The sequence below is a fragment of the Paraburkholderia piptadeniae genome (assembly GCF_900007165.1).
GTDB classification, from domain to species: Bacteria; Pseudomonadota; Gammaproteobacteria; order Burkholderiales; family Burkholderiaceae; genus Paraburkholderia; species Paraburkholderia piptadeniae.
Genome location: NZ_CYGY02000035.1, coordinates 1 through 24,738 on the forward strand (window position 1 = coordinate 1; position 24,738 = coordinate 24,738).

Annotated in this window: 25 protein-coding genes; 7 read left to right on the forward strand and 18 right to left on the reverse strand. The window is 63.8% G+C overall.

The genetic code is table 11. From position 1 onward, the window contains the following. The 4 genes from BN2476_RS18935 to shiA form a co-directional block, all read right to left on the reverse strand. The coding region (locus tag BN2476_RS18935; protein ID WP_143810990.1) for a porin at window positions 1-461 on the reverse strand (461 nt) is incomplete at its 3' end. Window positions 462-649: 188 nt separating this feature from the next. Next, window positions 650-2,557, reverse strand: a complete 1,908-nt coding sequence (locus BN2476_RS18940) for a bifunctional sugar phosphate isomerase/epimerase/4-hydroxyphenylpyruvate dioxygenase family protein (RefSeq protein ID WP_087735708.1) — start codon at window positions 2,555-2,557, stop codon at window positions 650-652. 27 nt (window positions 2,558-2,584) lie between these two features. After that, window positions 2,585-3,430: a 3-oxoadipate:acetyl-CoA acetyltransferase gene (locus BN2476_RS18945; protein WP_087735949.1), complete on the reverse strand. Its 846-nt coding sequence runs from the start codon at window positions 3,428-3,430 to the stop codon at window positions 2,585-2,587. Between the two features lie 128 nt (window positions 3,431-3,558). After that, window positions 3,559-4,866, reverse strand: coding sequence for a shikimate transporter (gene shiA / locus BN2476_RS18950; protein ID WP_087735709.1), 1,308 nt, complete (start codon window positions 4,864-4,866; stop codon window positions 3,559-3,561). A gap of 353 nt (window positions 4,867-5,219) precedes the next feature. On the opposite strand from shiA, the gene BN2476_RS18955 reads away from it, so the two are divergent. Both BN2476_RS18955 and BN2476_RS18960 read left to right on the forward strand, forming a co-directional pair. Next, entirely contained in the window at window positions 5,220-5,990 is a 771-nt protein-coding gene (locus BN2476_RS18955; protein ID WP_087735710.1) for an IclR family transcriptional regulator domain-containing protein, read from the forward strand. A 37-nt stretch (window positions 5,991-6,027) separates the two neighbouring features. Continuing rightward, on the forward strand, window positions 6,028-6,690 hold the full coding sequence (locus tag BN2476_RS18960) for a phosphoribosyltransferase (protein ID WP_087735711.1): 663 nt from the start codon (window positions 6,028-6,030) through the stop codon (window positions 6,688-6,690). An 82-nt stretch (window positions 6,691-6,772) separates the two neighbouring features. Here BN2476_RS18960 and galU read toward each other — a convergent pair whose 3' ends face one another. The 3 genes from galU to BN2476_RS18975 form a co-directional block, all read right to left on the reverse strand. Continuing rightward, window positions 6,773-7,666 carry a UTP--glucose-1-phosphate uridylyltransferase GalU gene (gene galU, locus BN2476_RS18965; protein WP_087735950.1) on the reverse strand — a complete coding sequence of 298 codons (894 nt, stop codon included), beginning with the start codon at window positions 7,664-7,666 and terminating at the stop codon, window positions 6,773-6,775. A gap of 599 nt (window positions 7,667-8,265) precedes the next feature. After that, entirely contained in the window at window positions 8,266-8,421 is a 156-nt protein-coding gene (locus BN2476_RS46505; RefSeq protein ID WP_160111728.1) for a hypothetical protein, read from the reverse strand. Window positions 8,422-8,737: 316 nt separating this feature from the next. Then, window positions 8,738-9,034 (reverse strand): YciI-like protein, encoded by a 297-nt coding sequence (locus BN2476_RS18975; protein ID WP_087735713.1) that lies wholly within the window; start codon window positions 9,032-9,034, stop codon window positions 8,738-8,740. A 242-nt stretch (window positions 9,035-9,276) separates the two neighbouring features. Here BN2476_RS18975 and BN2476_RS18980 point away from each other — a divergent pair, with 242 nt between their 5' ends. The 3 genes from BN2476_RS18980 to BN2476_RS18990 all read left to right on the forward strand — a co-directional run bounded on the left by BN2476_RS18980 (window position 9,277) and on the right by BN2476_RS18990 (window position 11,399). Further along, window positions 9,277-9,570, forward strand: a complete 294-nt coding sequence (locus BN2476_RS18980) for a PsiF family protein (protein WP_087735714.1) — start codon at window positions 9,277-9,279, stop codon at window positions 9,568-9,570. A gap of 351 nt (window positions 9,571-9,921) precedes the next feature. Beyond that, window positions 9,922-10,368, forward strand: a complete 447-nt coding sequence (locus BN2476_RS18985; protein WP_087735715.1) for a hypothetical protein — start codon at window positions 9,922-9,924, stop codon at window positions 10,366-10,368. Between the two features lie 443 nt (window positions 10,369-10,811). Continuing rightward, the gene (locus tag BN2476_RS18990) at window positions 10,812-11,399 is read left to right on the forward strand and encodes a BPSL1445 family SYLF domain-containing lipoprotein (protein WP_087735716.1); all 588 of its coding nucleotides are present in this window, start codon (window positions 10,812-10,814) and stop codon (window positions 11,397-11,399) included. A 258-nt stretch (window positions 11,400-11,657) separates the two neighbouring features. On the opposite strand, the gene BN2476_RS18995 is transcribed toward BN2476_RS18990, so the two are convergent. The 10 genes from BN2476_RS18995 to mltG form a co-directional block, all read right to left on the reverse strand. Next, complete coding sequence (locus BN2476_RS18995) at window positions 11,658-12,728, reverse strand: glycosyltransferase family 4 protein (RefSeq protein ID WP_087735951.1); 1,071 nt, start codon at window positions 12,726-12,728, stop codon at window positions 11,658-11,660. Between the two features lie 392 nt (window positions 12,729-13,120). After that, window positions 13,121-14,278, reverse strand: coding sequence for an AAA family ATPase (locus BN2476_RS19000; protein WP_087735717.1), 1,158 nt, complete (start codon window positions 14,276-14,278; stop codon window positions 13,121-13,123). A gap of 76 nt (window positions 14,279-14,354) precedes the next feature. Beyond that, a complete protein-coding gene (gene otsA, locus BN2476_RS19005) occupies window positions 14,355-15,788 on the reverse strand; it encodes an alpha,alpha-trehalose-phosphate synthase (UDP-forming) (protein ID WP_087735718.1) in 1,434 nt (477 codons plus the stop codon). Window positions 15,789-16,158: 370 nt separating this feature from the next. Then, window positions 16,159-16,515, reverse strand: a complete 357-nt coding sequence (locus tag BN2476_RS19010) for a Rap1a/Tai family immunity protein (RefSeq protein ID WP_087735719.1) — start codon at window positions 16,513-16,515, stop codon at window positions 16,159-16,161. A gap of 111 nt (window positions 16,516-16,626) precedes the next feature. Continuing rightward, complete coding sequence (locus tag BN2476_RS19015) at window positions 16,627-17,367, reverse strand: ankyrin repeat domain-containing protein (protein WP_438942890.1); 741 nt, start codon at window positions 17,365-17,367, stop codon at window positions 16,627-16,629. 84 nt (window positions 17,368-17,451) lie between these two features. Next, window positions 17,452-18,243, reverse strand: coding sequence for a TatD family hydrolase (locus BN2476_RS19020; RefSeq protein ID WP_087735721.1), 792 nt, complete (start codon window positions 18,241-18,243; stop codon window positions 17,452-17,454). Window positions 18,244-18,285: 42 nt separating this feature from the next. Next, window positions 18,286-18,792, reverse strand: coding sequence for a GNAT family N-acetyltransferase (locus tag BN2476_RS19025; protein WP_087735952.1), 507 nt, complete (start codon window positions 18,790-18,792; stop codon window positions 18,286-18,288). Window positions 18,793-18,856: 64 nt separating this feature from the next. Further along, the gene (locus BN2476_RS19030) at window positions 18,857-19,906 is read right to left on the reverse strand and encodes a DNA polymerase III subunit delta' (RefSeq protein WP_087735722.1); all 1,050 of its coding nucleotides are present in this window, start codon (window positions 19,904-19,906) and stop codon (window positions 18,857-18,859) included. Window positions 19,907-20,000: 94 nt separating this feature from the next. Then, window positions 20,001-20,621, reverse strand: coding sequence for a dTMP kinase (gene tmk / locus BN2476_RS19035; RefSeq protein ID WP_087735723.1), 621 nt, complete (start codon window positions 20,619-20,621; stop codon window positions 20,001-20,003). Beyond that, the gene (gene mltG / locus BN2476_RS19040; protein ID WP_087735953.1) at window positions 20,621-21,631 is read right to left on the reverse strand and encodes an endolytic transglycosylase MltG; all 1,011 of its coding nucleotides are present in this window, start codon (window positions 21,629-21,631) and stop codon (window positions 20,621-20,623) included. Before mltG ends, tmk begins: the two co-directional genes overlap by 1 nt. Window positions 21,632-21,709: 78 nt before the next feature. Here mltG and ygfZ point away from each other — a divergent pair, with 78 nt between their 5' ends. Further along, entirely contained in the window at window positions 21,710-22,756 is a 1,047-nt protein-coding gene (ygfZ, locus tag BN2476_RS19045) for a CAF17-like 4Fe-4S cluster assembly/insertion protein YgfZ (protein ID WP_087735724.1), read from the forward strand. A gap of 99 nt (window positions 22,757-22,855) precedes the next feature. Continuing rightward, window positions 22,856-23,680 carry an NRDE family protein gene (locus tag BN2476_RS19050; RefSeq protein ID WP_087735725.1) on the forward strand — a complete coding sequence of 275 codons (825 nt, stop codon included), beginning with the start codon at window positions 22,856-22,858 and terminating at the stop codon, window positions 23,678-23,680. A 28-nt stretch (window positions 23,681-23,708) separates the two neighbouring features. Here BN2476_RS19050 and BN2476_RS19055 read toward each other — a convergent pair whose 3' ends face one another. Next, window positions 23,709-24,668: an alpha/beta hydrolase gene (locus tag BN2476_RS19055; RefSeq protein ID WP_087735954.1), complete on the reverse strand. Its 960-nt coding sequence runs from the start codon at window positions 24,666-24,668 to the stop codon at window positions 23,709-23,711. Window positions 24,669-24,738 lie beyond the last annotated feature (70 nt).

Genomic DNA, 24,738 nt, shown 5'->3' on the forward strand with positions numbered 1-24,738 from the left:
TCGCCCGGGTGCGCGCCATAGAAGCCCGTGAGCCAGGTGGTCGGGCTGTACGGCGACAGCAGCTGGTAGTACGACGCATACTGACGGCCCGCCGTGAGCGTGCCGTACGTGCCGTTCGTCACGCCGACGAATGCCTGGCGGCTGAACATCAGGTTGGTCGTCGACATCGTGCCGTTGTTCGCGTTGACGCCCTCTTCCAGTGTGAAGATCGCCTTCGTGCCGCCGCCCAGGTCTTCCGCGCCTTTCAGGCCGAAGCGGCTGCCTGCCCACACGCCCGTGATCATCTTGAAGGCCGAATGGCCGCCCGACGTCGAACCGAGCGTCGTCGAGCTCGACTGATAACCGATGCCGTTGTCGACGATGCCGTACAGCGTCACGCTGCTTTGCGCGAACGCGGGTATCGAGGCCAGCATCGCTGCGCCGGCCAATGCCGCTTTGACTTCGGGGTAACGTCTTTTCATCTCCAAGTCCTCTTATGTTTGACTGTTATGACGATGCTTTGCATTGCGTGTCGGCGGCGAACAAACGAACCGACATACGAAGGCCGTCGCCGCCAGTGCTGCGTGGTAGTGCCGGGAAAGCTGGATTAATGCGGGAAAACCGGGGTATCGCGAGGACCGCTAAGGGTTACTGCCAATGCGCATCGCTTTCATGTCGTCGAGCCGTTCTTGCGTTGAGCTTGTGCAGCGAGCCGCACGGGTGCATTGACCGCGCCGTAGCCGTCGTATCCGCCCGTGCGTTGGACGACTTCGAGAAAGAAGCGGCCGTCCATCTGCTCGGTGTAGACATGGAAGAACTCGCCGCCTTGCGCATCCCTGTCATAGAGGACATGGGCATTGCGCATCTTGGTCACCATGCCATCGAGGAAATCGTAACGCGCTTCAAGGTCGTCGTAATAGTTTGGCGGGATCTTCAATAGCCGAACGTCGCGTGCGCGCAACTGTTCGACGGCGGCGAAGATGTCGTCGGTGACGAAGGCCACGTGACTCAGTCCCGAGCCGCGATACGTGTTCAACGACTCCGCAACGGACGTATGCGCGTCTTGCGATGCGTTCAGCACGATGCGCACGGAGCCGTCGGCGCTGCGCACCGCGCGGCTGCGCACGAGTCCATACGGATCGGGAAGCAGCCACGCGGGTTCGGCCTCGAAGCCGAAGACGGCCTTGAAGTACAGGATCCAGGTGTCGAGCGCATCGGCGGGCAGGTTCAGGCACACGTGATCGATGCGATCGAGCCTGCCCTGCTCCGCCTTCGAAAGCGCGGTATCCGGCGCGGGCGGGTTCAGAACGAAGTCGGCTTCGTAGAGCGTCGGCTCGTCGGGCCGCGCATCGACGAAGTAATGCAGACTGCCATCGGGTGCACGCACGCTGGGCACGACGCGCTCGTTCGGTCCGACGCGGCCCGAAAACGGTGCATAGCCGAACGACGTCGCGCGCTCGAACACACGCGCCGCATCGTCGACCTGAAACGCCGAGGCGCACAGCGACAGTCCATGCGTATGAAAGAACCCGCTGGCGAACGAATCGGTTTCGGCGTTGAGCACGATCGACGCGACGCCTTGCTGATAGAGCGTCACGTCTTTCGAACGATGCCGGCCCGCCGCATGAAAGCCCGCTTCGGCAAAGCGTTGCGCAAGACGCGGCGCGCTCGTCGAATCGACGGCGAACTCGATGAACTGAAAGCCCGAATGCGACGGCGGCGCAGGCGGCGTGAACAAGGGCTGCTGTGCCGCCGGCGCGACGCGTCGCTGCGCGGCCTGCTCTTCGAGATACAGCAGCGAGCGATACCCGTCAGCGGCCGTCGCGGCTGTCGGCGCCGCACGAAAGCCGTCGTTGAAAATCTCGAGCGAAAACGGACCTCGATAACCCGTTGCAAGCACGCGATCCGCGAAGCCCGCCACGTCGAAGTCGCCCTGCCCCGGAAAGCATCGATAGTGGCGGCTCCATTCGAGCACGTCCATCTTCTGCAACGGCGCATCCGCGATCTGCACGAACGCGATGCGGTCGCCCGGAATGTCGGCGATGGGATCGATCGGGTCGCCGATCGACAGCGTATGGAAGCTGTCGAGTATCAGGCCGAGGCTCGGATGATCGACAGCATCGACGAGCCGCCATGCGTGACGATACGAATTGACATGCTTGCCCCACGCGAGCGCCTCGAAGCCGACGCGCACGCCTTCGCGTTCGGCGAGCAGTGCAAGCTGGCCGAGCTGATCGACGATCAGTGCATCGTCCGCGATCACGTTTGCGCTGACGTTGCTGCACACGAGCACGAGATCGGTGCCGAGCTCGTGCATCAGCTCGAACTTGCGCTGCGCGCGGTTCAGGTTCTGCGCGAGCCGTTCGTTCGATACGCCTTCGAAATCGCGAAACGGCTGGAACAGCATGATTTGCAGGCCGAGATCGGCGCAACGCTTGCGGATGTCGGCGGGCGAGCCGTCGAAATACAACAGGTCGTTCTCGAAGATCTCGACGCCGTCGAAGCCCGCTGCGCGAATCGCGGCGAGCTTCTCGACGAGCGTGCCGCTGACCGACACGGTGGCAATGGAGCGAAGCATGGGTATGACGTAAATGAAGATTCGTTTCTATGCAGCGGGTTTGAGCGACAGCATCTCGCGAGCCTGTTTCGCTGTCGCGACGGGACGGCCGAATTCGCCGCACAGCTTCGCGACGCGCTCGACCAGTTGCGCATTGCTCTTCGCAAGCGTGTCCTTGTCCCAGCGCACGTTGTCCTCGAGACCCGTGCGGCAATGACCGCCCATTTCGAGCGTCCAGTAGTTCACTTCGAGCTGGTGACGGCCGATGCCTGCTGCCGTCCACGTCGCCGTCGGCAGCAGCTTTTGCAATTGCGCGACTTCGAATTCGAGAATCTCGCGCCGCGCGGGCAACGCGTTCTTCACGCCCATCACGAACTGCACGTGCACGGGCTCGTTCAACAGCCCTTGCTGAACCAGATCGACGGTGCTGTACAGCATCGCCAGATCGAAGATTTCGATTTCGGGCTTCACGTCGTAGTCGAGCATCGTTTGCGCGAGCGCGCGAACGAAGTCGGGCGGGTTCTCGTAGACGGTCGTCGGAAAGTTCACCGAGCCCGTCGCAAGCGAGGCCATGTCGGGGCGCAGGTCGAGCATCGCGCCGCGCTGCTCGAACGAACGGCCGCGGCCGCCCGTCGAGAACTGGATGATGATGTCCGGGCAGTGCTTGCGGATGCCTTCCTGAAGCGCCGCGAAACGGTTGCGGTCGGAACTCGAGCGCTCGTCTTCGTCGCGCACGTGAAGATGGACGAGCGTCGCGCCCGCTTCATACGCTTCGTGCGTGCTTTCGATCTGCTCGGGCACCGAGATCGGCACGGCCGGGTTGTCTTTCTTGCGCGGCACGGAGCCCGTGATCGCGACGGAGATGATGCAAGGCTGATTCGGATCGTGATTCATGGCAAAACCTTCTTCGATGAAACGCGTGATGCTGCGCGCCGCGTTCGACGTATCGTTCGCAAGCCACGGCGCCAGGCTTGCGTGCGATATCTGCGTGCGATGCTCGCGTGCGTTGAAAAGGATGTGGCTTAGCGCGTCTTCATCTTCCACGCAACGAGCACCGACAGCAGACAGCCGATCGCCAGATACGCTGCAACGGGATGCCACGAACCGCCCGCCATGCTGACCAGCGCGACCGCGATGAACGGTGTGAAGCCGCCGCCGACCACGCTCGCCACCTGATAGCCGACACCCGCGCCGCTGTAGCGGAACTCAGTGCCGAAGAGTTCGGTGAACATCGGTTGCTGGACGCTCACTACCATGTCGTGCGCGACGTTCGCGAGCATCACGGCGAAGACCACGATCCACAGCGTCGAGCGCGCATCGAGCGCGAGAAAGAACGGCACGGCCGACAGCATGCCGATCACGGCGCCCGTGATATAGACGCGGCGGCGTCCGAAGCGGTCGGCGGCGAGCGCGAAGAGCGGGATCGTCACGATGCTGACGGCGCCGACGAGCAAGCCGATGTTCAGGAAGAACTGACGCGGCATGCCGAGGTTGCTCGTCGAATAGCTCAGCGCGAAGGCCGTCACGATGTACATTGTGAACAGCTCGGCGAGACGCAGCGCGATGATCAGCAGGAACGCCTTCGGGTTTTCGCGCAACGCGTCGAAGATGGGCAGGCGCGCGCGGTGATGCGTCTTCTCGACCTTCTCGACGAACTCCTTCGACTCCTCCATGCTCGATCGCACCCAAAGGCCGATCAGCACGAGCACGACGCTGAACACGAATGGAATGCGCCAGCCCCACGCCTTGAACGCATCGTTGTCGAGCGTCGACGTGAGGATCGACACGATGCCCGTCGCGAGAATCAGCCCCACGCCATAGCCGACCTGCACGCCGCTGCTATAGAACGCCTTCTTCTTTTCGGGCGCGCTTTCGACGGCCATCAGCGCCGCCCCGCCCCACTCTCCGCCAACCGCGAAGCCCTGGATCGCACGCAGCAGGACAAGCAGCACGGGCGCCCACCAGCCGATCGAAGCGAAGGTCGGCAGCAGGCCGATCAACGCGGTCGAGAGGCCCATCATCATCACGGTCAGCACGAGCATGCGCTTGCGGCCCAGGCGGTCGCCATAGTGGCCGAACACGAAGCCGCCGAGCGGACGGAACAGGAAGCCGACGCCGAACGTGCCGAACGCCGCGAGCGTGCCCATCGCGGGACTGATGTTGGGAAAAAATTCGGCGTTGAAGATCAGGGCGGCGACGATGCCGTACAGCAGAAAGTCGTACCAGTCGACGACGGCGCCGACGAAGCTGCCAAGGGCGGCCTTGCGCGCGCGGCTCTTTTCGGGGCTCACGTACGCCGGGGATTCGGTGGAACGAATGGCGGAAGTCATGACGGATGTCTCGGATATCGTGTTTGCAGCGCGGGTTGCGGAGCCGGGCGCCGAAAGTGGCTCAAGAATAGGCAGGCGTCAGTGGGCGGGCAATGCCCCCGATGGCGAAAGCGTTCGATAATCGCACGCTCCTGTGCGCTCAGCGCGCGCTTTTCGGGTTAGCACCAGGCGGGGCATCGGGGCGGTCATCGCGTGTCTCCATGATTTCGTCGGGTGTTCGAGGCGCTGGCCGCGTCTCGGAACGTGATTGGATGCTATGAGGGAAACGCGCGCCGACCCAAGAACAAAACGGATCGTTCGCGCGATAATCGCGCGTACAGATGCGCTAAACGCGCAGAACCAGGGTAATTGCTATGAACCGACCGCCACTGGACAAACGGGACTGGATCGCGGGGCTCGAAAAAGGGCTAGCCATTCTCGAGTCGTTCGACAGCGAGCACGCGCGCCTCACGCCGAGCCAGGCCGCGCAACTGACGGGCATGACGCGCACGGCCGCGCGCCGCTATCTGCTGACGCTCGAACACCTCGGCTATGTGCAGGGCGACGGCAAGCTGTACGGGCTGACGCCGCGCGTGCTGCGCGTCGGCTGGTCGTATTTCGACTCCGCGCGTCTGCCGAAGATGGTGCAGCCTTATCTGCAGCAACTGAGCGCGACGATCAACGAGTCGGTCTATGTGAGCGTGCTCGACGGCTGGGAGCTGGTGTTCATCGCGCGCAACGGCACGTCGCGTGTGATGACGACGGGCTTCGTGCTCGGCGCGCGCGTGCCCGCCCCGCTCACGTCGCCGGGCGTCGTGCTGCTCGCGTATCACCGCGATCAGGAGGCGATGCAGACGTGGCTCAACGACACCGAGCTCGCGCCCTTCACGCCGCACACGGTGACGAACCGGACGGGGCTGCTCGAAAAGATCCGCCGCGCGCAGGCCGATGGTTTTGCCGTGATCGAGCAGCAACTGGATATCGGCGTGCGCGGCGTGGCCGTGCCGATGAAGAACCGCCACGGCGAAGTCGTCGCGGCGCTCAGCACGAACATGCCGATGGGTAAGGAATCGACGGAAGCCGCGTTGAATCGCGTATTGCGTCCGTTGCAGGAGTCGGCACTCTCCATGCTCAACGTCCTATAGTGGATGAACGGATTTGTAGCGGACGTGGGAGCGAATCATGTATTGCCGATTTGCCGATCGTGCCGATGCGGGCCGCGCGCTCGCCGATCAACTGAAGCATTACGCGCAGCGCGACGACGTGGTCGTGCTCGGGCTGCCGCGCGGCGGCGTGCCCGTTGCGTATGAAGTGGCGTGCGCGCTCGGCGCGCCGCTCGACGTGCTCGTCGTCAGAAAACTGGGTATGCCGTGGCAACCGGAACTGGCAATGGGGGCGATCGCGTCGGGCGACGCGCTCTACCTCGATGAAGAACTGATGCGCGAGTCCGGCGTTTCGCAGGCGGAGTTCGACCGCGTGCTGGCGGACGAGAAAACGCAGCTCGCGCGGCGCGAGGCGCTGTTTCGAGATCCTCAGCGCGCGAGCGTCGAGGTTGCCGGCCGTGTCGCCATCATCGTCGATGATGGACTCGCCACGGGCGCATCGATGAAGGCTGCCGCGCGCGCATTGCGCGCGCGCGGGCCGGCGAAAATCGTTGCCGCGTTGCCCGTTGCGCCGTACGACGCGGCTGAACGCATCGTCAGCGACGTCGACGAATTCGTCTGCGTCGCGGCGCCCGAACTCTTCTTTAGCGTGAGCCAGTTCTATTCGGATTTCGGCGAAACCACCGACGACGATGTGCGCGAAATACTCGCACGCACATCGCCGGCGAGCGGGCACGCGTGAACGGGATCACGCGTGCGCTCACTCGCGCCGATGCACAAGGCAACGGCTGGTAGAGATGACGGCGTTGCCGTAGACGCGGCTTTCAGGCGGCGGCTGCCGTCAGATGCATGGGCAGATAGCTTTGCAGATAGTCCTCGAACTCCGCGCGCACTTCCGGGTGACGCAGCGCGAATTCGACGGTGGCCTTCAGATAGCCGAGCTTGCTGCCGCAATCGAAACGCGTGCCGAAGTAACGGTAGGCCAGCACCTGCTCTTCCGTCAGCAGCGATTCCAATGCATCCGTCAGTTGCAGCTCGCCGCCCGCGCCGGGCTTCAGCGCGCGAATGTGCCGGAAGATCGTCGGCATCAGCACGTAGCGGCCGACCACGCCCAGATTCGACGGCGCCTTCTCGGGTGCAGGCTTCTCGACGATGCCCGACAGCTTGATCACATCTTCTTCCCATTCCTTGCCGTCGACGACGCCATACGAACGGCTCGCCTCGCGCGCAATGGTTTCGACGCCGACCACCGAGCTGTGATAGTGGTTGAACACGTCGACGAGCTGCTTCATCACGGGCTGTTCGCTGTGCAGCAGGTCGTCCGCGAGAATGACGGCGAACGGACTTTCGCCGACCAGTTTTTCCGCGCACAGCACGGCATGACCGAGGCCGAGCGCTTCCGCCTGACGCACGTAGAAGCAGTCGACGTTCGAAGGCTTGATGCTGCGCACGAGCTCGAGCAGTTGCTCCTTGCCGCGTGCTTCGAGTTCCGCTTCGATCTCATAGGACTTGTCGAAGTGGTCTTCGATTGCGCGCTTGCTGCGGCCCGTGACGAAGATCATCTCGGTGATGCCCGCGGCAATCGCTTCTTCGACTGCGTACTGGATCAGCGGCTTGTCGACGATGGGCAGCATCTCCTTCGGGCTCGCCTTCGTGGCGGGCAGAAAACGCGTTCCCAGGCCCGCGACAGGGAAGACGGCTTTGGTGACTTTCAGCATGGTGTGCATTTCCACTCGGTTGATTGAATGTATGCAATCGCCAGGACAGGCGGCGCGATATCGTGCCCAGAAAAGACCAGCGCAAAATTAGTCGAAACGAGCCATAAATACGACTCCACAATTAATTATTGATTCATTTCGCGGGTCAAACCATTATATGAAATGCATTCGGAAATAATGACACGATCTGATTCAATGCATTCACTTGTGTGACGTAAATCTTGCTTATTGCACAGGCACGTCCGGGCACGCGACGCTCACTCGTTGTCCTCGAATTGCGGCATATTTTCCGGAGTTATCCGGATACGGCTGATCGGCTCTTGCGCAGCGCTTCGCGATATGCGGAAACGCCTATTAGCAGCAACAGCACGGCAACGCCGGTGAGCAAATGCAGGTTCATGACCTACCCTGTCAAAAGTTTGCCTGCAATAACCTAACACGAAAAAAGCGTCAAATAATCTCATCGACTAACCGAATTGCGCCATTCTCTCCACATCGAAAAACAATCGCTCAATTATTGAATCAATTCTTATCGATTTTTTGCACGTCCGTTCCACTACGACAGGCAATCGGCGTGCTGTGTCGTGAATGGCCGCGCATCATCTTTTCATCAACGACCGCGGATCGCGCATGAGCGATACGGCACTGGCCGCCACTCGCTCGTCCGTTTCATCGGCGACATCGGCGCGCGTACCGAGACGCAAGCCGTCGACAACGAACACGAGATCGACGCGATGCGCGGATTCGCCTGCCATTCGCTTGCTGTCGCGCTTCGGTGACTTCAGCTTTTCGCTGTATTCGATCCGCCTGCCTGTATTCGTACTGCTTTCGTCGCGGATGTATCGTTCGCGCCGACGCGATGACACATGTGCGTGAACGTGGAACGCGCGCAACAAAACAGGCGGAGTTGGATTCAACTTGATGAGCCAGGCATGAAACACCATCGCGCAGACGGATTTTCTGTTTTGAGCCGCATATTTTCCGCTGCGCGAGGCGCTCGTAGCCGCTTCGACGAGCCGTCGTTTTTGTCTTCTGCGACGCACTCGCAATGTACGGGCGAAGGATGCGCGTTCAACGAACGGGCGTTGACGCGTGCTCGCCGACGACGGTCGTCCAGGGCCTCACGCGCCATTGCGTGACGAGCCCATTGAGCACGTACGGGTCCGCTTTGGCGAACGCTTCAGGCACTTCGGACGAATCGGCTTCGAACAGCAGCACGGCGGTATCGACGGGATCGGCCAGCGCGCCCGCCAGCAGCAACTGGCCGCGCTCGGCGGCCGCCCACGCGAGCTTCAGATGCGCGCCACGAAATTCGGCACGGCGATCGAGATAATCGGATGACACATCGTAGATCAACAGATAGTGCATAGTGAAAACTCCTGGATGGTTACGACTAAAGCATAGCGATACCGACTGTTCGAACGAGCGACCCTGGGGAAACACCTGTGCATTCCGAACGGCGTCCCGGTCAACCGTTTGCCCTGTCCGTTCGTTCTGACAGGCACCATGCGAAGCAATGGTGACGGCCAATCACAGCGAAGGCGACCTGCCCGGCTCGAAGCCCGTCTCACGACAATCAACAACATCCACAACCCGTGATGGAGTGTCCCATGAAGATGCAAGCCATTATCACCGCCCTCGCCCTGACGGGCCTGCTCGCGTCGCCCGCATTCGCCGCGAACAGCCAGCAAACGAAGATGGCCGATTGCAACAAGCAGGCCGGCGACAAGAAAGGCGACGAGCGCAAGGCGTTCATGAAGAGCTGCCTGGCGGCCACGCCGGCGGCTGCTTCCACGCCGATGTCGCAACAGGACAAGATGAAGATGTGCAACACGCAAGCCGGCGACAAGAAAGGCGACGATCGCAAGGCATTCATGAAGACCTGCCTGAGCAACAAGGGCTAAACGAGGTTCGGTTCGAACCGCTGTCTCGTGGCTGCTTTCGTCCATTGCGCGGGGAAAGCAGAATCGAACAGCAGAAGGCGAAAACGGCGTCCGTTGTGTGGGCGCCGTTTTTTTTTTGCACCTGGGCCGTACCCGTTGCCGGTGTCGCGCGTCACGTCACATCACGTGCTGGCGATCCCCTCGCCTTGCGATGCCGCGCGCATATCGGCGCTGCCCAGTGCATCGCGCCCTGCACTTTGCGGGCCATTTTCTTCTATGATGGCTGCACAGACGGCCCACCCCCACCTAAAACAAGTCCCACGGGCCGCCAGCTTGTCGTTGATGCCCCTCGCGCATCGCACGGAGGCAAGGATGGTTGGGAGACACAAGAATCGCTGGCTGCGTCGCTGGCTGGTGGTGATCGTATTCTGGGCGGTGCCCGTGGCGATCGTCGCCGTGCGAGAGATTCAGGAGGAGATGGCCTATAACCGGGTCGACCTGAACAACGCGCTCACGACGTGGCAGCTCACCGACGCGCAACGCGCCGCCGGCGCCGCTGCGCGCTGTCGCGGCATGCCCGACGATGCGCGCGCGGCCGGCTGTCCCGCCGACGTGCTCGCGGCCAATGCGCCGCGTCAGCAGGATGCGCTCAACGAATACGAGGTCCGCAAGAGCACGCTCGCCAGCTATCTGTGGCATGCGTTCGTCGGCTATTGGGTCGTGCCGGCCGCAACGATCTTCGCGATCGGCGTCGTCATCGGGATGGTGCGGCGCGCGCTGCGGAGGCCGCCCGTGAACAAGAGCCCGGCGAATCATTAGCGCACTGACTTTCGCGTGCTTCACGCGCTCGCCCGCCATTGATGACAAAACCGGCGTGATGGCGATGCGGCGCGCTTGTGGATCGCGGCGCGACAGACGCGGATGCGGCATTCCCGCAACACTTTCCATTAGCTTTCGAGCGATTTTTTCGCGGTGCAAAAACCGGTAAATACGACCTGCTCTCCATGGCACGGCGAGCGCGGAAAAGCGAGCCAATCGTATGACGTCGCGCGATCGTTCGACGCTGCCGGGACACGGTTGCGACACATGTCCACCGACCGGCCAGAATTACCCAACGATTCGCCGGTCATCCCGGGGGCGCCCGTCGCACAAGGGTTTGCGCGGTGTTCGCAAGACCCTTGCTTTCTTGTGCGTGTGATATAACTAAACAGGCAACCCGCGTGAACTGAGGCTGCACCCCGGAACCACGATGGAGAAAAACGATGCAAAGACGAAACTTCATTCTGAAGAGTACCGCCGCGCTCGCTTTCGGAAGTCTTGCACTGGCCGGCTGCACCACCACCAAGAGCAGCGGGGAATCTGCCGCTACCGACATGTCCAAACGCCAGTCGATCGACGCCAGCGTCGACGGCACGATGTCGCGCCTGTACACCTCGGTTAGCGGATCGCGCGAGCTGGTCTCGAAGGCACGTGGCGTCCTCGTGTTCCCGTCCGTGCTGCAGGTCGGCTTCGTGGTCGGCGGACAGTACGGTGAAGGCGCGCTGCGCGTCGGTGGCCACTCCGTCGGGTACTACAGCACGATCTCCGGCTCGTTCGGCCTGACGGCGGGCGCGCAGTCGAAGGCGATCATCTTCCTCTTCATGACGCAGGACGCACTCGACAAATTCCGCAATTCGGATGGCTGGTCGGCGGGCGCGGATGCATCGGTCGCGCTCGTCAAGGTCGGCGCGAACGGCGCTGTCGACACGACGACGGCCACCGCACCCGTCCAGGCGTTCGTGCTGACGAATGCCGGCCTGATGGCCGACGTGTCGCTGAACGGCACGAAGGTATCGCGGCTGAAGATCTGACCGTCTGACGCCGGCGCGGCCCGCTTTCCTCCGTGCATCGGGGCCGGGCCGCTCTTGCGCATGACGACGGGACGCGGACGCAAGTCCGCAAGGCAGTCGGTGTTCCGGCAGGCTGTCGATCAACCGTGCGGCGTCGCCGACCGTCTACGGCGAATATGACAAAGGGCGATGCAGCTACTCACTGCATCGCCCTTTCTTTATGCGCGCCTCTTAACCGCGATCCTTTGCGTCCGCCGGCGTGGACTGTGCGGGCACGCGTCAGGTGCTCGACGACGCGTCGATCACCTTGAAGCGCGAGCGCTTCTGCGCGCGGATCACGGATTGATACGCCTCGATGTACTGCCGCGCCATCCGGTGCGACGTGAAGCGTTCTTCGAAGTGCTCGCGCACCAGCGAGCGTGGCAGCTTGTGCAGACGATTGATCGCGGCCACCGCGCCGATTTCATCTTCGACGATGAAGCCCGATATGCCGTCGTCTACGACTTCGGGCACCGCGCCGCGATTGAACGCGATGACGGGCGTGCCGCACGCCATCGCCTCGATCATGACGAGCCCGAACGGCTCGGGCCAGTCGATCGGAAACAGCAGCGCATGCGCGCCCGACAGGAATTCGGCCTTCTGATCATCGGCGATCTCGCCGATGTATTCGACATACGGCAGATCGAGCAGCGGCTTGATGTCGCGTTCGAAGTACTCGCGGTCGGCGGCGTCCACCTTCGCGGCGATGCGGATCGGCAGCCCACAGCGGCCCGCAATGCGGATGGCCGTATCGACGCGCTTTTCAGGCGAAATGCGCCCGAGGAACGCGAGGTACTTCTGCTCGACGGGCTGCGGCACGTACAGCTTCTCGGGCAGCCCGTGATAGACGGTGGAAAGCCATTTGGCCTGCGGCAGCGGATGACGCTGCGCGTTCGAGATCGAGATGACGGGTGCCGTGTTGAACGTATCGAACACCGGCTGCTGCTCGGGCAGATCGAGACGTCCGTGCAGCGTCGTGACGAACGGCGTGTCCTGGCGCTTGAATACCGAAAAAGAGTAGTAGTCCATGTGGAAATGGAGCACGTCGAAATCTTCGGCCTGACGGCGCACGAGTTCCATCAACAGCATGTGCGGCGCGATGCGGTCGCGAATGCCGGGATCGAGCCGCAGCGCACGCGGCCACACCGCTTCGAGCTTCGCGCTCGTGACGGAGTCGCCGCTTGCAAAAAGCGTCACGTCGTGCCCGAGGTCGACGAGCGCCTCGGTGATATACGACACGACCCGTTCGGTGCCGCCATACAGTTTCGGCGGCACTGATTCGGTCAAAGGGGCGATCTGCGCAATTCTCATGTGTGTCTCCAGGCGGGCTACGATGCGGCCCGACGCGGCGAGTCGGTGGCGAACGAGTATGCCAGCAGGCAGACGGCCGATCAAACGCGATGCGACGGTTCGATGCACTCTCGCGTGTCGATGCGCCGCCCGGCTCGGGTCAAACGCCGGTCAACCCGGACAACCCCTAAGCGCCACGATTGCTTCGCGCAGCAAAGGGTGCGCTTCGCCGCTTCACCTGGCACGTCTCGTTTCCATGTACGGATTATTGCCTACCGATTCGCGAAAGGCCCTGGGGTATTTCAATTGCATGTCGCTGTTACAGTCGGGAAACACTCGATTACGGTGCCCGATTACGACGCCCGATTCTTCGCGCATCGCGCACGTTGCCTGGCCCTTCGCGGTACATAGCGTTATCGCGCAGGCCACTTCCACGCGGGCAGATCGCGCGAATCCGCATCGACGATGCGCGTCGCGCCCAACTGCTTGTCGAGCACGACCGACTCGCTGCCCTCCTCGCGCTCCAACGCCGAAATCAGCCGCGCCGCATGCGACACGACGATCACCTGCGAGCGCAGCGAAGCTCGCGCGATGAGACGGCCCAGCGCGGGCAGCAGATCGGGATGCAGGCTCGTCTCCGGTTCGTTCAGCACGAGCAGCGCGGGCGGACGCGGCGTCAGCAGCGCGGCGACCAGCAGCAGATAGCGCAGCGTGCCGTCCGACAGCTCGGCGCCCTTCAACGCGCGCAGCAGGCCTTGCTGCTGCATCGTCACTTCGAAGCGCCCTTCGACGTTCGTGATCGCCACGCGCGAGCCGGGAAACGCATCGTCGATCGCGGTGTCGAGTGCATTCGCATCGCCGATCTCGCGTATCGTCTCAGCGGCGAGATCCGCGCCGTCGTCGCCGAGCACGGGCGTATGCGTGCCGATTTGCGGCAGGCGAACGGGCGACTCGGCATCCGTTCTGAAGTGATCGTAGAAGCGCCAGGAGCGGATCTGTTCACGTACCGCGATCATCTCCGGCGCGCTTCGCGGGTCGGAGAACTCCGTCATCATGCTGTCGAAACTCGCGACAGGATGCGGAATAGTTTGCCATTCGCCGTCGTCGCCGCGTGCGCGGATCGCTGCGCCGTGCCGGTCCACCAGCAGCGCCGACGGACGCAGCACCGGCCCGCTCCAGATGCACTCGCGCTTGATGACGGGATCGAGTCCAAATTGCGTCTCGCCTGGAACAGGCAGACCGAGGTCGATCGCATAACCGAATTCGTCGCCGGCAAAGCCCAGTCTGAGATTCACGGGCTCCGCGCGGCGCGTGCCCTGCACGGGCGTCTCGCCGGCGAGCATCGCACGGGAAAAACGCTCGGGACCGGCCCAGAGCGTCGACTGCAAACCGCCTTCCCGCGCGAGCGACGGAATGACGCCGCCGCGCGCGGTCGCGGCCAGCAGGCGCAGCGCGCGGTACACGCTCGACTTGCCGCTGCCATTGGGTCCCGTGACGATGTTCAGCCGCCCGAGCGGCACGATCAGATCGCGAAGCGACCGGTAGTTGGCGATCGCAAGCGTGCTCAGCATCCGCGCTCCGAACGGCGGGCGTTTCGTTCAAAACGATCGAGATTGATCCGGATAGCGAATGAATGCCGGCGATGCATCACTTATCCTTCGCCTCCCGCGCCGACGACCAGCTCTCGGGAAACGCAGCGGGCGCCGGCACGTTGCGCAGATCGCGTAGGAACGAGTCGCGCCACACGCCGAGATCGTTCTTGCGCAATGCTTCCATGTCCATTTCGTGGCGCTGCTGGCGCTCCGCGAGCGGCATCGCGAGCGCCTGCTGCAACGCCTCGCACATGCCGATCGAATCGTGCGGATTCACGATCAGCGCGCCCTTCAGTTCCGCCGCTGCGCCCGCGAACATCGAGAGCACCAGCACGCCCGGATCGTCCGGATTCTGCGCGGCCACGTACTCTTTCGCGACGAGGTTCATCCCGTCATGCAGCGGCGTGACGAAGCCGACCTGCGATTCGCGGAACAGCGACATCAGTTTCCAGCGGTCGTATTGCTGGTTCAGATAACGAATGGGCGTGTAGTCGAGGCCTGAGTATTTTCCGTTGATACGCCCTGCTTCATATTCGAGTTGCTGACGAATGTCCTGGTATGTCGTCACGTCGGAGCGCGTCGGCGGCGCGATCTGGACGAGCGAGACATTGCCGCGCCACTCGGGCGAGCGCTCCAGTAACGCTTCGAATGCGCGGAATCGCTCGACGAGCCCTTTCGAATAATCGAGCCGATCCACGCTCATGATCAGCTTGCGCCCTTCGAGGCTCTGCTTCAGGTCGAGCACATGCTGACGGCTCTCGTACCGCTTCGCCTGCTCGGCGATCTCATCGGGGAACACGCCGATCCGGTACACACCCGTGCGCAGCTTGCGGCCGAACGCTTCCACCTGCCCATCGTCCGATACGGTGCCGCGCGCATGCCGGCACAGATAGTCGTGAAATGCAAGCTCGTCGTTTTGGGTCTGAAAGCCCAACAGGTCGTAGCAGCACAGCGACTTGACCAGTTCTTCGTGCGGCGGGATGTTGAGCAGAATCTGCGGCGACGGAAACGGAATATGCAGGAAGAATCCGATGCGGTTCGACACGCCTTCGGATCGCAGCGCTTCGGCGAATGGAATCAGGTGATAGTCGTGGACCCAGATGATGTCGTCGGGCTGGAGCAGCTTGATCAGCTTGTGCGCGAGCCACGCGTTGACGCGCCGGTAGCCCGCGTACTCGTCGCGCTCGTAGCGCGCGAGGTCGTTGCGGTAGTGGAAGACGGGCCACAGCGTCGCATTCGAAAAGCCGCGATAGTACTGGTCGTAGTCCTTGCGCGTGAGCCCTGTGGTGGCGAACGTCACGCTGCCGTCCACTTCAAGTGTCGGCCCGGCTTCGGCGACCGTTTCGCTGACGACGTCGCCGCTCCATCCGAACCACACGCCGCCCGTGTCCTTCAGGGCGCCGAATACGCCGACGGCCAGCCCGCCCGCGGAGCCCTTGGTTTCCGTCGGCGTTGCCACGCGATTCGACACGACGATCAGTCGGCCCATGTCGTTGTCCCTCCACTTTCGTTGAGGCGGCCGGTCGTCGTGGCCGGCGCGCGTTGTTCAGTGTTGGTTCGACCGTGGTCGCACTGGATCAGTTGCACATTTGTGCACATCCGGAAGGCATAGGCAAAAAGACCGGCCGCATAGGCGCCGTCCCCAGATGCGCGAGAAATCGACGAAGAAAGAAGCATGAGGCGCGCGCCAGCAACGAAAGCGCGGCGGCAAAGCACTCGCAAATGACGCGGGGACGAAGAACGACACGCGAACGAAGCACACGCGCGCCGCAAGCGCAAAAACGCGCGCCGTGCATGCAACACGGCGCGCGTCGGAATGCGGCGCGGACGGACGCAGCGGGCACGACGCCCGCCGCCTGTCAGCTACCCGACTTGCAGGGGAACGCCTTGCCGAGCCCGAGCGAGACGGCCGTGCTCGCGTTGTAGCCCGCGACGTTCGGATTGTCGGCGATGTACTTGCGCACGGCGTCCGTCAGTTGCTGCGAGCGCGCGTCCGGCGGCAGGCAGAAGTACTGGCCGACGCGCGGGCCCGTGGTCCCGCCGATCGCATCGATCGTGTTGAAGACGCCGTCCGCGGCCCCTTCGATGTACGCCGCGCACGCGCTACGGGATGCAACGTCCGTCTTCGTGCACAGCTTGTTGAGGTCGCCCCCCGTGAACGCGGCAGCCGTCAACGGCACGGCGAGCGCGCTGGCGCAAATCAAAACCCGCAGCATGTTTTTTCCTTCCTCGTATGAGCCCGGCAACGTGGACGGTGCCCGGCTGTCTTTGCCGCCCAACCGACGCGTGGCTGCAATTCGGGCGCCTGGTGACTCGCGCCGAAGCCGCTATTTTGCACTGTTTTGCGGTGTTGCAGGCGCGCCGGCGGGCGCCTGCTTCTGCGACTGCTGCATGCGCGCCGTCAGCCCCTCGACGACGTCCGGCTCCTTGTACTGCTTCGCGAAGTCGAGCGCCGTGAGGCCGATCTGGTTCTTCACGTTCAGGTCCGCGCCGCTGTCGAGCAGCAGCTTGACGGTCGACACGTGACCGCCGCGCGCGGCCATCATCAGCGGCGTCGTGCCGTTCGGCGAACCCGTGTCGATGTATGCGTCGTGATCGAGCAGCAGCTTGACGATATCGTCGTGACCGTTCGCGGCCGCGTAATGCAGCGGCGCCCAGCCCTTCTTGTTGACCTCGGCGTCCTTCGCGATCAGCAGCTTCACGATATCGATGTCGCCGTTCAGCGCGGCCATCATCATCGCGTTTTCGCCGGCCTTGTCGAGAATCTCGACGTCCGTTTTCGGATTGTCGATCAGCGCGGCGACCACCTTGTCCGACTTCTCGCGCGCGGCGATCACCAGGAGCGGCATGCCCTGGTTGTCGGCCATGTTCGGGTCCATGCCGTTCGCCAGTTGCTTCTTCACTTCCTTCACATCGTCGAACTTGACGGCCTTGATCATCGTGTCGGTGGACGCCGCGTGCGCTGGCAGCGCGCCGAGCGTCGCGAACGCGACACCCGCCGCCAACGACACCGCCGCGAAACGTCGGCGCAGGCCCACGGCGCGGGCGATGGTCGGACGGAATGACATGCCGTTATGGCCCTCGATCATGTATTTTTTCATGCTTTACTTTAGGAAAATTTCCTATCCCATTGATATTGCTGACTTCGCAACTCAAGCACCTGCCGGCGCCGGAATCTTGAACAGGCGGAAGAAGTTCTCGGTCGTCGCAGCGGCGAGCGCTTCGTCCGGCATCTCGCGTTGCTGCGCGATGAAGCGTCCGACATAGCTCACGTACGCAGGTTCATTCGGCTTGCCGCGATACGGCACGGGAGCGAGGTACGGCGAGTCGGTTTCGATCAGCAAACGATCGAGCGGCACGCGGCGCGCGACGTCCTGTACGTCGGTCGCATTCTTGAACGTCACGATGCCCGAGAGCGAGATGTAGAAATTCTGCGCGAGCGCCTGCTCGGCGACGGCCCACGGCTCGGTGAAGCAGTGCATCACGCCGCCCGGCTCGCTCGCGCGCTCCTCGGCCATGATCCGCAGCGTGTCAGCCGACGATGCGCGCGTGTGGATGATCAGCGGCTTGCCCGTCCGATGCGCGGCGCGGATGTGCACGCGAAAACGCTCGCGCTGCCACTCCATGTCGTCGATCGAGCGGCCTTCGAGCCGGTAGTAGTCGAGCCCCGTCTCGCCGATCGCGACCACCTTCGGATGCTGCGCCAGCTCGACCAGCTCGGCGACGGACGGCTCGCGCGCGTCCTCGTGATCGGGATGGACGCCGACCGACGCGTACACGTTGTCATACGCGCTCGCAATGTCCAGCACGGACGGTAGCGTTTCAAAGTCGACGGATACGCACAGCGCATGCGTCACGGCATGCGAGCGCATGTTCTCCAGCACTTGCGGCAGACGGTCGCCGAGTCCCTCGAAGTTGATGTGGCAATGCGAATCGACAAACATGGTGAAGTCCTGCGAAAAATCCGATGGCGAGTCAGAACGCCCTTAGTGTGAACCGTCCAGACGCTTGCCGAGGATGACCAGATCGCGTTCGACGCCATCCAGCACCGCAACGCGCGGCAGCGTGCCCCAAGCGGTAAAGCCGAACGATTGGAAAAGCCGCACGCTCGGCTCATTGTGGCCGAACACGAAACCGAGCACCGTATCGATGCCGAGTTTCGGCGCCGCCTCCAGCGAGGCCGCAAGCAGTTTCTTGCCCAAGCCCTTGCCGCGTGCCGCTTCGTGCAGATAGATGCTGACTTCGGACGTACGTTGATAGGCCGGACGGCCGTAGAAATCAGAAAAGCTCAGCCATCCGATGATGCGCCCCTCGTCTTCGACCACCCACAGCGGACGCTTTTCGGGGCCATGCGCATCGAACCACGCGCGGCGGCTATCCATGCTGACGGGCTCCAGATCGGCCGTGACCTGCCGCGACGGCACGGTCGAGTTGTAAATGGCGACGATTTCGGGCAGATCGTCGAGCGTGGCGTCGCGGTACTGAAAGGTCATGTCGATATCGTTCAATGAAATGGGACAGGAAGCGGAACGAAGCGGCCGCGCCGCTCCGCGCGGGCTACGCGAACAGGTCGCGATAGCCGAGAAACAGTTCCTCGAACACGAGCCGCGCGTTGAGCGGATGGTTTTCGACGGCGCGCTGCCGCGTGACCGTCCGCATGAAGCGCGCGAATGCATGCGCATCGGCTAGCGATGCGCAGCGCGCGAGCGCCGACGCCGCCGCCGGGAAATAGCGCGGCGTGCCCGCCGTGGACTGCGCGAGAAGGTCGTACATCCAGCGTTGCAGCCAGCCGAGCACGAGCGGCACGGGCAGTTTCTGCAGCGTCTCGCCGCAGGCGAAAGCATCGCAGTCCGGACCGGCCGCCAGTTGGTTCAGCGTCCAGTCGCGCAGCGGCCGGTTCTCGTCGCTCGCCAGCGCGAGCGCCGTGAGCGGCGCGCCGCCCACTTCCGCGAGCAGGCCCGGCGCATCGTCGATACCCTGCGTCGCGAGCCAGTCCGTGGCGGCTTCGGGCGAAGGCGTCGTCATCGGCCATTGACGGCAGCGGCTGATGATGGTCGGCAGCAGGCGGTCGATGCGCGCCGACACCATCAGGAACACGACGCCCGCAGGCGGCTCTTCGAGCGTCTTGAGCAACGCATTGGCCGCGGCGATATTCAGCGCCTCCGCGGGATACAGCACGACGACGCGCGCGCCGCCGCGATGCGAGCCGACGCCGCAAAAGTCCAGCAGCGCCCGCACCTGCTCGATCTTGATTTCCTTGCTGGGCGCGCGCGTTTTCTTGCCGCCGTCGTCGGCGTCGGCCTTGTCGGCCTTCTCCGCTTTTTCATCGCTTGCGGCGTTGACGAAGCCCGCCTCGGCGGCGAGGGCCTCGGGCAGCACGATCCGGTAGTCCGGATGATTGCCCTTGCTGAACCAGTTGCATGCCGCGCATTTGCCGCACGGCTCGCCGTCCGGCAACGCCGATTCGCACAACAGCCCCTGCGCAAGATGCTGGGCGAAGCGCAGCTTGCCGATCCCGGCCTGCCCATGGAGCAGCAATGCGTGCGGCCAGTGGGCGCGCAGCTGCTGCAGGCGGTTCCAGTCGTCGGTTTGCCACGGATAAATCATTGTTTGTCTTTTGATTCAATAGGTTGAAGAGACTTTTTCATGTATCGGCCGAATATTTCAGTCGGCCATACGAAATTCCTATAACGCTTTAAAATCAAAGCGATACAATCAATTTTTCAAGTTGCTTCTGAATTTCAGCGATGCTGCGCGTCGAGTCGATGATAGCGAATCGATAAGGCGCTTCCTCGGCGCGGCGCAGATATTCGGCGCGCGTGCGGGTGAAGAACGCGTCGGATTCGCTCTCGAAGCGGTCCGGGGCGCGCGCCGCGCTGCGGCGTTCGCTGGCCGTATCGGGCGGCACGTCGAACAGCACTGTCAGGTCCGGCTGGAAACCGCCCTGTACCCAGCGTTCGAGCGTCTCCAGCTTGTCGCGCGGCAGGCCACGTCCGCCGCCCTGATACGCGAATGTCGCATCGGTGAAGCGGTCGGACAGCACCCAGTCGCCACGCGCGAGCGCCGGCTCGATCACCTGGGCGAGATGCTCGCGGCGCGCCGCGAACATCAGCAGCGCCTCGGTTTCGAGATCCATCGTCTGATGCAGCAGGATGTCGCGCAGTGTTTCGCCGAGCTGCGTGCCACCCGGCTCGCGCGTCATGACGACGGAACGGCCCGTCGCCGCGACCTTCTGCTCGAGCCTGTCGCGGAACCAGCCTAAATGCGTGGTCTTGCCCGCGCCGTCGATGCCCTCGAACGTGATGAATTTGCCCCGCGCCATCATTGCCCTCGAATGTATTTGTCGACGGCCTTGTTGTGATCGCCGAGCGTGTCAGAAAAAATGCTGCTGCCGTCGCCGCGCGAGACGAAATACAGCGCGCTGGTCGGCGCGGGGTTGAGCGCGGCCTGCAGCGACGCGACGCCCGGCAGCGCGATCGGCGAAGGCGGCAGACCCATCCGCGTGTAGGTATTGTAGGGAGTGTCCGTCTGCAGGTCCTTTTTGCGCAGATGGCCCGTGTAGCTGTCGCCCATTCCGTAGATGACGGTCGGGTCGGTCTGCAGCGGCATGCCCGCGCGCAGGCGGTTCGCGAACACGCCCGCGACCATCGCCCGGTCGGAGGCCTTGCCCGTTTCCTTTTCGACGATCGACGCCATCGTCAGCGCCTCATACGGCGTCTTGTACGGCAGGCCCGGCGCGCGCCCGGCCCACGCTTCGTCGATGCGCAGCTTCATCAGCCGGTATGCGCGGCGATAGACGTCGAGATCGCTCGTGTCCTTGTCGAACAGGTAGGTATCGGGGAAGAACAGCCCTTCGCCCTTGCCCGTCGGCGTTTCCGGTGCGCCGATTGCTTTCAGGATGTCGGCATCGGACATGGTCGCCGTGTCGTGCTTCAGCGCCGGATTCGAATCGAGTTCGGTGCGCATGTGCCTGAACGTCCACCCTTCGATGATCGTCGCGACATACTCGTTGACGTCGCCGCGCGCGATTTTTTGCAGTACCTCGTACGGCGTGATGCCCTGCTTGAATTCGTAGTTGCCCGATTTGAGCGCCGTCTGCAGGCCGAGCACGCGCGTCATGATGACGAAAAGCTCAGGCTCGACGGGCACGCCGCCCCGGTTGAGCTGCGCCGTGACGCTGCGCAGGCTGCTGTGCGGCTTGATCGTGACGTCGAGTTGCGGGGTGGCGAGTTGGACGGGTGTGGTGGCCCAGTGGTACGCGCCGAAGGCCGCGGCGACGGTCAGCATCGCGAGCACGACGCAGGCGATGAGACATTTCTTCAAAAAGGTCATGCGAAACATGGCTGGAGTGAAGCCAATATAATACTTGCTTGCCTCCGCCAAAGTCAGATTTGACTGTTCTCCGAATCCATGAACGCACCGCTCGCAGCCACCGGCACCGCTGTCCCCGCCCCCGTTTCGCTTCCCGTGTTCCCGCGACCCGCGCGCGACGAGTTCGACGCCGTGCTCTCGCGCGGCGCTTTCATGCCGCTGCCGCAGTTCGGCGTGATCGATACGAAGGGCGACGACGCCGCCTCATTCCTGCATTCGCAGCTGACCAACGACACACAGCATCTCGATGCGGCCAGCGCGCGCCTTGCCGGCTATTGCTCGGCGAAAGGCCGCCTGCTCGCGTCGTTCCTCATGTGGTGCAGCGGCGAGACGATCCGGATGCTGGTATCGAAGGACGTGCAGGCCGCCGTGCACAAGCGTCTGTCGATGTTCGTGCTGCGCGCGAAAGCGAAGCTGTCCGACGCGACGGACGACACGCTCGCGATCGGCCTCGCCGGTGACGTGCGCGCTGCGCTCTCCGGCGTGTTCGACGCGATTCCCGATGGCGTGCACGTGAAGGTCGACGGCCCGGCGGGCTCGCTCGTGCGCGTGCCGGATGCGGCGGGACGCCTGCGCTACGTGTGGGTCGGCCCGATTGCCGAAGTCGAAGCGCGCCTGCCTGCGCTCGAAGCGAAGCTCGCGCGCGTGTCGCCTGCCGTGTGGGACTGGCTCGACATCCGCGCGGGCGAGCCGCGCATCACGCAGCGCGTGACCGAGCAGTTCGTCCCGCAGATGGTCAACTTCGACGTGCTCGGCGGCGTCAATTTCCGCAAGGGCTGCTATCCGGGCCAGGAAGTGGTCGCGCGCAGCCAGTATCGCGGCACGATCAAACGGCGCATGGCGCTCGCGAACGTCGCGGGCGAAACGGAAAGCGTCGTGCCGGGCGCGGAACTGTTCCATTCGGACGATCCGGGCCAGCCGTGCGGAATGCTCGTCAACACGGCGGCGGCGCCCGACGGCGGTGTCGATGCGCTCGTCGAGATCAAGCTGACCGCACTCGAAAACGGCACCGTGCATCTGGGCTCGGCGGACGGTCCGGCGCTCGCTTTCCTGCCGTTGCCTTACGCGCTGCCGGCGGAAATCTGAGCGACAGCAACGCCTGCATGCCCGTGCGCCGCGCCTTTTTGTTCGGGCGCGGCGCGTCCCCGCCGTATTCACGCACTCTCGTTACGTAGACCTTTTCCGATGTGTCTGATCGTGTTCGACTGGCGCCCCGATGCGTCCGACGGTCCGCTGTTCACGCTCGCCGCGAATCGCGACGAATTCCTGAAGCGCACAGCCGAGCCGATGCACTGGTGGGACGATGCGCCCAATCTGCTGGCGGGACGCGATCTCGTCGGCGGCGGCACGTGGCTCGGGATGACGCGCGACGGACGCTTCGCCGCGCTCACCAACTATCGCGCGCCGAGCGAGATGCGCGCCGACGCGCCGACGCGCGGCACGCTGGTCAGCAACTGGCTCTCGAACGGCCACGGCATCGAAAGCGGCACGCCGCCGCTCGACTATCTGCTGCAAGTCGCGCAAGACGGCGACATGTATAACGGCTTCAATCTGCTGGTGGGCGACTGGACGCGGCGCGAACTGGCGTGGTACTGCAACCGCTCGCCCGCCGCGCCGACGCTGCTCGCGCCGGGCACGCACGGCATCTCGAACGCGGTGCTCGACACGCCGTGGCCGAAGCTCGTGCACAAGCGCGCCGAACTCGCGCAGGTGCTCGCCGGCGATGCACGCGCGCCGCTCGCGACGCTGGTCGGCCTGATGCGCGATCCGCGCGTCGCGCGCGACGACGAACTGCCGGCGACGGGCATTTCGCTCGAGCGCGAACGCGCGCTGTCGGCGGCCTTCATCGATACGCCAGACTACGGCACGCGGGGCACTACGGCGTTGCGGGTGCTCGCTCAGGACGGGAGCCTCAGCGTGTCGGCGCTCGAGCGCAGCGACGACAACGGTTCGCACCGCGTGGCACGCCCCGGCGATTACGAGCGCTGCTTCACGTTCGACATCGCGTAACGCAAAGCCGCGCCACAGAGCACGCTCCCTATTCGACGCCGAATGCGGCGCGCAATGCCGCCGCCGCGTCCGCATGCGCGCGGGCGACGTCGGGCACGTAGCCGCCCATCTTGAAGAACTCGTGGATCATGCCGGCGTAGCACTTGAACGCGACGGCATTGCCCGCCTCGCGCAGCTTGTGCGCGTACGCCTCGCCTTCGTCGCTCAACGGATCGTATTCGGCCGTCGCGATCCACGCAGGCGCCACGCGATGAAAATCCGGCGCGCCTCGCGTGCCGTCGAGCGGCGCGAAACGCCAGTCGTGACGGTCGTCGTCGTTGCGCACGTATTGCTCGAAGAACCATTGAATCGTGTCGCCGGACAGCAGATAGCCGTCCGAGAGGCGTTCGTGCGAATCGGTCTGCTGATGCCCCGTCGTGCCCGGATAGATCAGCAGTTGCAGCGCGAGTTCGATATCCGCGTCCCGCGCGAGCACCGCGCAGACGGTGGCGAGCGTGCCACCCGCGCTATCGCCGCCGACGGCGATGCGGCGTGCGTCGATGCCGTAGAGCGCCGCGTTCTCCTGCAGCCAATTGAGCGCGTCGAACGCATCGTCGACGGCCGTTGGAAACTTGTGCTCGGGCGCAAGCCGGTAATCGACCGACATCACGACGCACTGCGCGTCGCGCGCGAACATCCGGCAGATCGCATCGTGCGTGTTCACGCTGCCGACCGTGAAGCCGCCGCCGTGATAGTAGACGAGCGCGGGCGCGGGGTTCGCCCATTGCGGCTCGGCGGGATGATAGAGACGCACGCGGATCGGCACGCCGTCGCGCATCGGCACGTCGATGTCCTCGACGGAAAACATCGGCGCGGCAGGCACTTCGAGTATCGGCGCGCTCTTTTCGTATGACGCGCGCGCTTCCTGCGCGGTCAGATCGTGATACGCGGGGCGCTTCGCGCGCGCGATCATGTCGAGCACCTGCTCGATCTTCGGGTTCAACGGCATGTTCGGTCGGCAGCGCATGAGCGCCCGTCGGTTGAGTGAGCGCCGTATGATGCCACGCGATGCCAGGCAG

Bases quoted from the DNA above. Each gene is read 5' to 3' on its own strand.
- BN2476_RS19025 (WP_087735952.1), bottom strand. From the start codon at position 18,792: ATGACCTTTCAGTACCGCGACGCCACGCTCGACGATCTGCCCGAAATC.
- BN2476_RS18995 (WP_087735951.1), bottom strand. From the start codon at position 12,728: ATGAGAATTGCGCAGATCGCCCCTTTGACCGAATCAGTGCCGCCGAAA.
- BN2476_RS18945 (WP_087735949.1), bottom strand. From the start codon at position 3,430: ATGAATCACGATCCGAATCAGCCTTGCATCATCTCCGTCGCGATCACG.
- otsA (WP_087735718.1), bottom strand. From the start codon at position 15,788: ATGGGCCGACTGATCGTCGTGTCGAATCGCGTGGCAACGCCGACGGAA.
- shiA (WP_087735709.1), bottom strand. From the start codon at position 4,866: ATGACTTCCGCCATTCGTTCCACCGAATCCCCGGCGTACGTGAGCCCC.
- BN2476_RS18955 (WP_087735710.1), top strand. From the start codon at position 5,220: ATGAACCGACCGCCACTGGACAAACGGGACTGGATCGCGGGGCTCGAA.
- BN2476_RS19030 (WP_087735722.1), bottom strand. From the start codon at position 19,906: ATGATTTATCCGTGGCAAACCGACGACTGGAACCGCCTGCAGCAGCTG.
- mltG (WP_087735953.1), bottom strand. From the start codon at position 21,631: ATGACCTTTTTGAAGAAATGTCTCATCGCCTGCGTCGTGCTCGCGATG.
- BN2476_RS19000 (WP_087735717.1), bottom strand. From the start codon at position 14,278: ATGCTGAGCACGCTTGCGATCGCCAACTACCGGTCGCTTCGCGATCTG.
- BN2476_RS18975 (WP_087735713.1), bottom strand. From the start codon at position 9,034: ATGCACTATCTGTTGATCTACGATGTGTCATCCGATTATCTCGATCGC.
- BN2476_RS46505 (WP_160111728.1), bottom strand. From the start codon at position 8,421: ATGGCAGGCGAATCCGCGCATCGCGTCGATCTCGTGTTCGTTGTCGAC.
- BN2476_RS18960 (WP_087735711.1), top strand. From the start codon at position 6,028: ATGTATTGCCGATTTGCCGATCGTGCCGATGCGGGCCGCGCGCTCGCC.
- ygfZ (WP_087735724.1), top strand. From the start codon at position 21,710: ATGAACGCACCGCTCGCAGCCACCGGCACCGCTGTCCCCGCCCCCGTT.
- BN2476_RS18990 (WP_087735716.1), top strand. From the start codon at position 10,812: ATGCAAAGACGAAACTTCATTCTGAAGAGTACCGCCGCGCTCGCTTTC.
- BN2476_RS19020 (WP_087735721.1), bottom strand. From the start codon at position 18,243: ATGTTTGTCGATTCGCATTGCCACATCAACTTCGAGGGACTCGGCGAC.
- BN2476_RS19050 (WP_087735725.1), top strand. From the start codon at position 22,856: ATGTGTCTGATCGTGTTCGACTGGCGCCCCGATGCGTCCGACGGTCCG.
- BN2476_RS18985 (WP_087735715.1), top strand. From the start codon at position 9,922: ATGGTTGGGAGACACAAGAATCGCTGGCTGCGTCGCTGGCTGGTGGTG.
- galU (WP_087735950.1), bottom strand. From the start codon at position 7,666: ATGCTGAAAGTCACCAAAGCCGTCTTCCCTGTCGCGGGCCTGGGAACG.
- BN2476_RS18940 (WP_087735708.1), bottom strand. From the start codon at position 2,557: ATGCTTCGCTCCATTGCCACCGTGTCGGTCAGCGGCACGCTCGTCGAG.
- BN2476_RS19055 (WP_087735954.1), bottom strand. From the start codon at position 24,668: ATGCCGTTGAACCCGAAGATCGAGCAGGTGCTCGACATGATCGCGCGC.
- BN2476_RS18980 (WP_087735714.1), top strand. From the start codon at position 9,277: ATGAAGATGCAAGCCATTATCACCGCCCTCGCCCTGACGGGCCTGCTC.
- BN2476_RS19010 (WP_087735719.1), bottom strand. From the start codon at position 16,515: ATGCTGCGGGTTTTGATTTGCGCCAGCGCGCTCGCCGTGCCGTTGACG.
- tmk (WP_087735723.1), bottom strand. From the start codon at position 20,621: ATGGCGCGGGGCAAATTCATCACGTTCGAGGGCATCGACGGCGCGGGC.
- BN2476_RS19015 (WP_438942890.1), bottom strand. From the start codon at position 17,367: ATGTCATTCCGTCCGACCATCGCCCGCGCCGTGGGCCTGCGCCGACGT.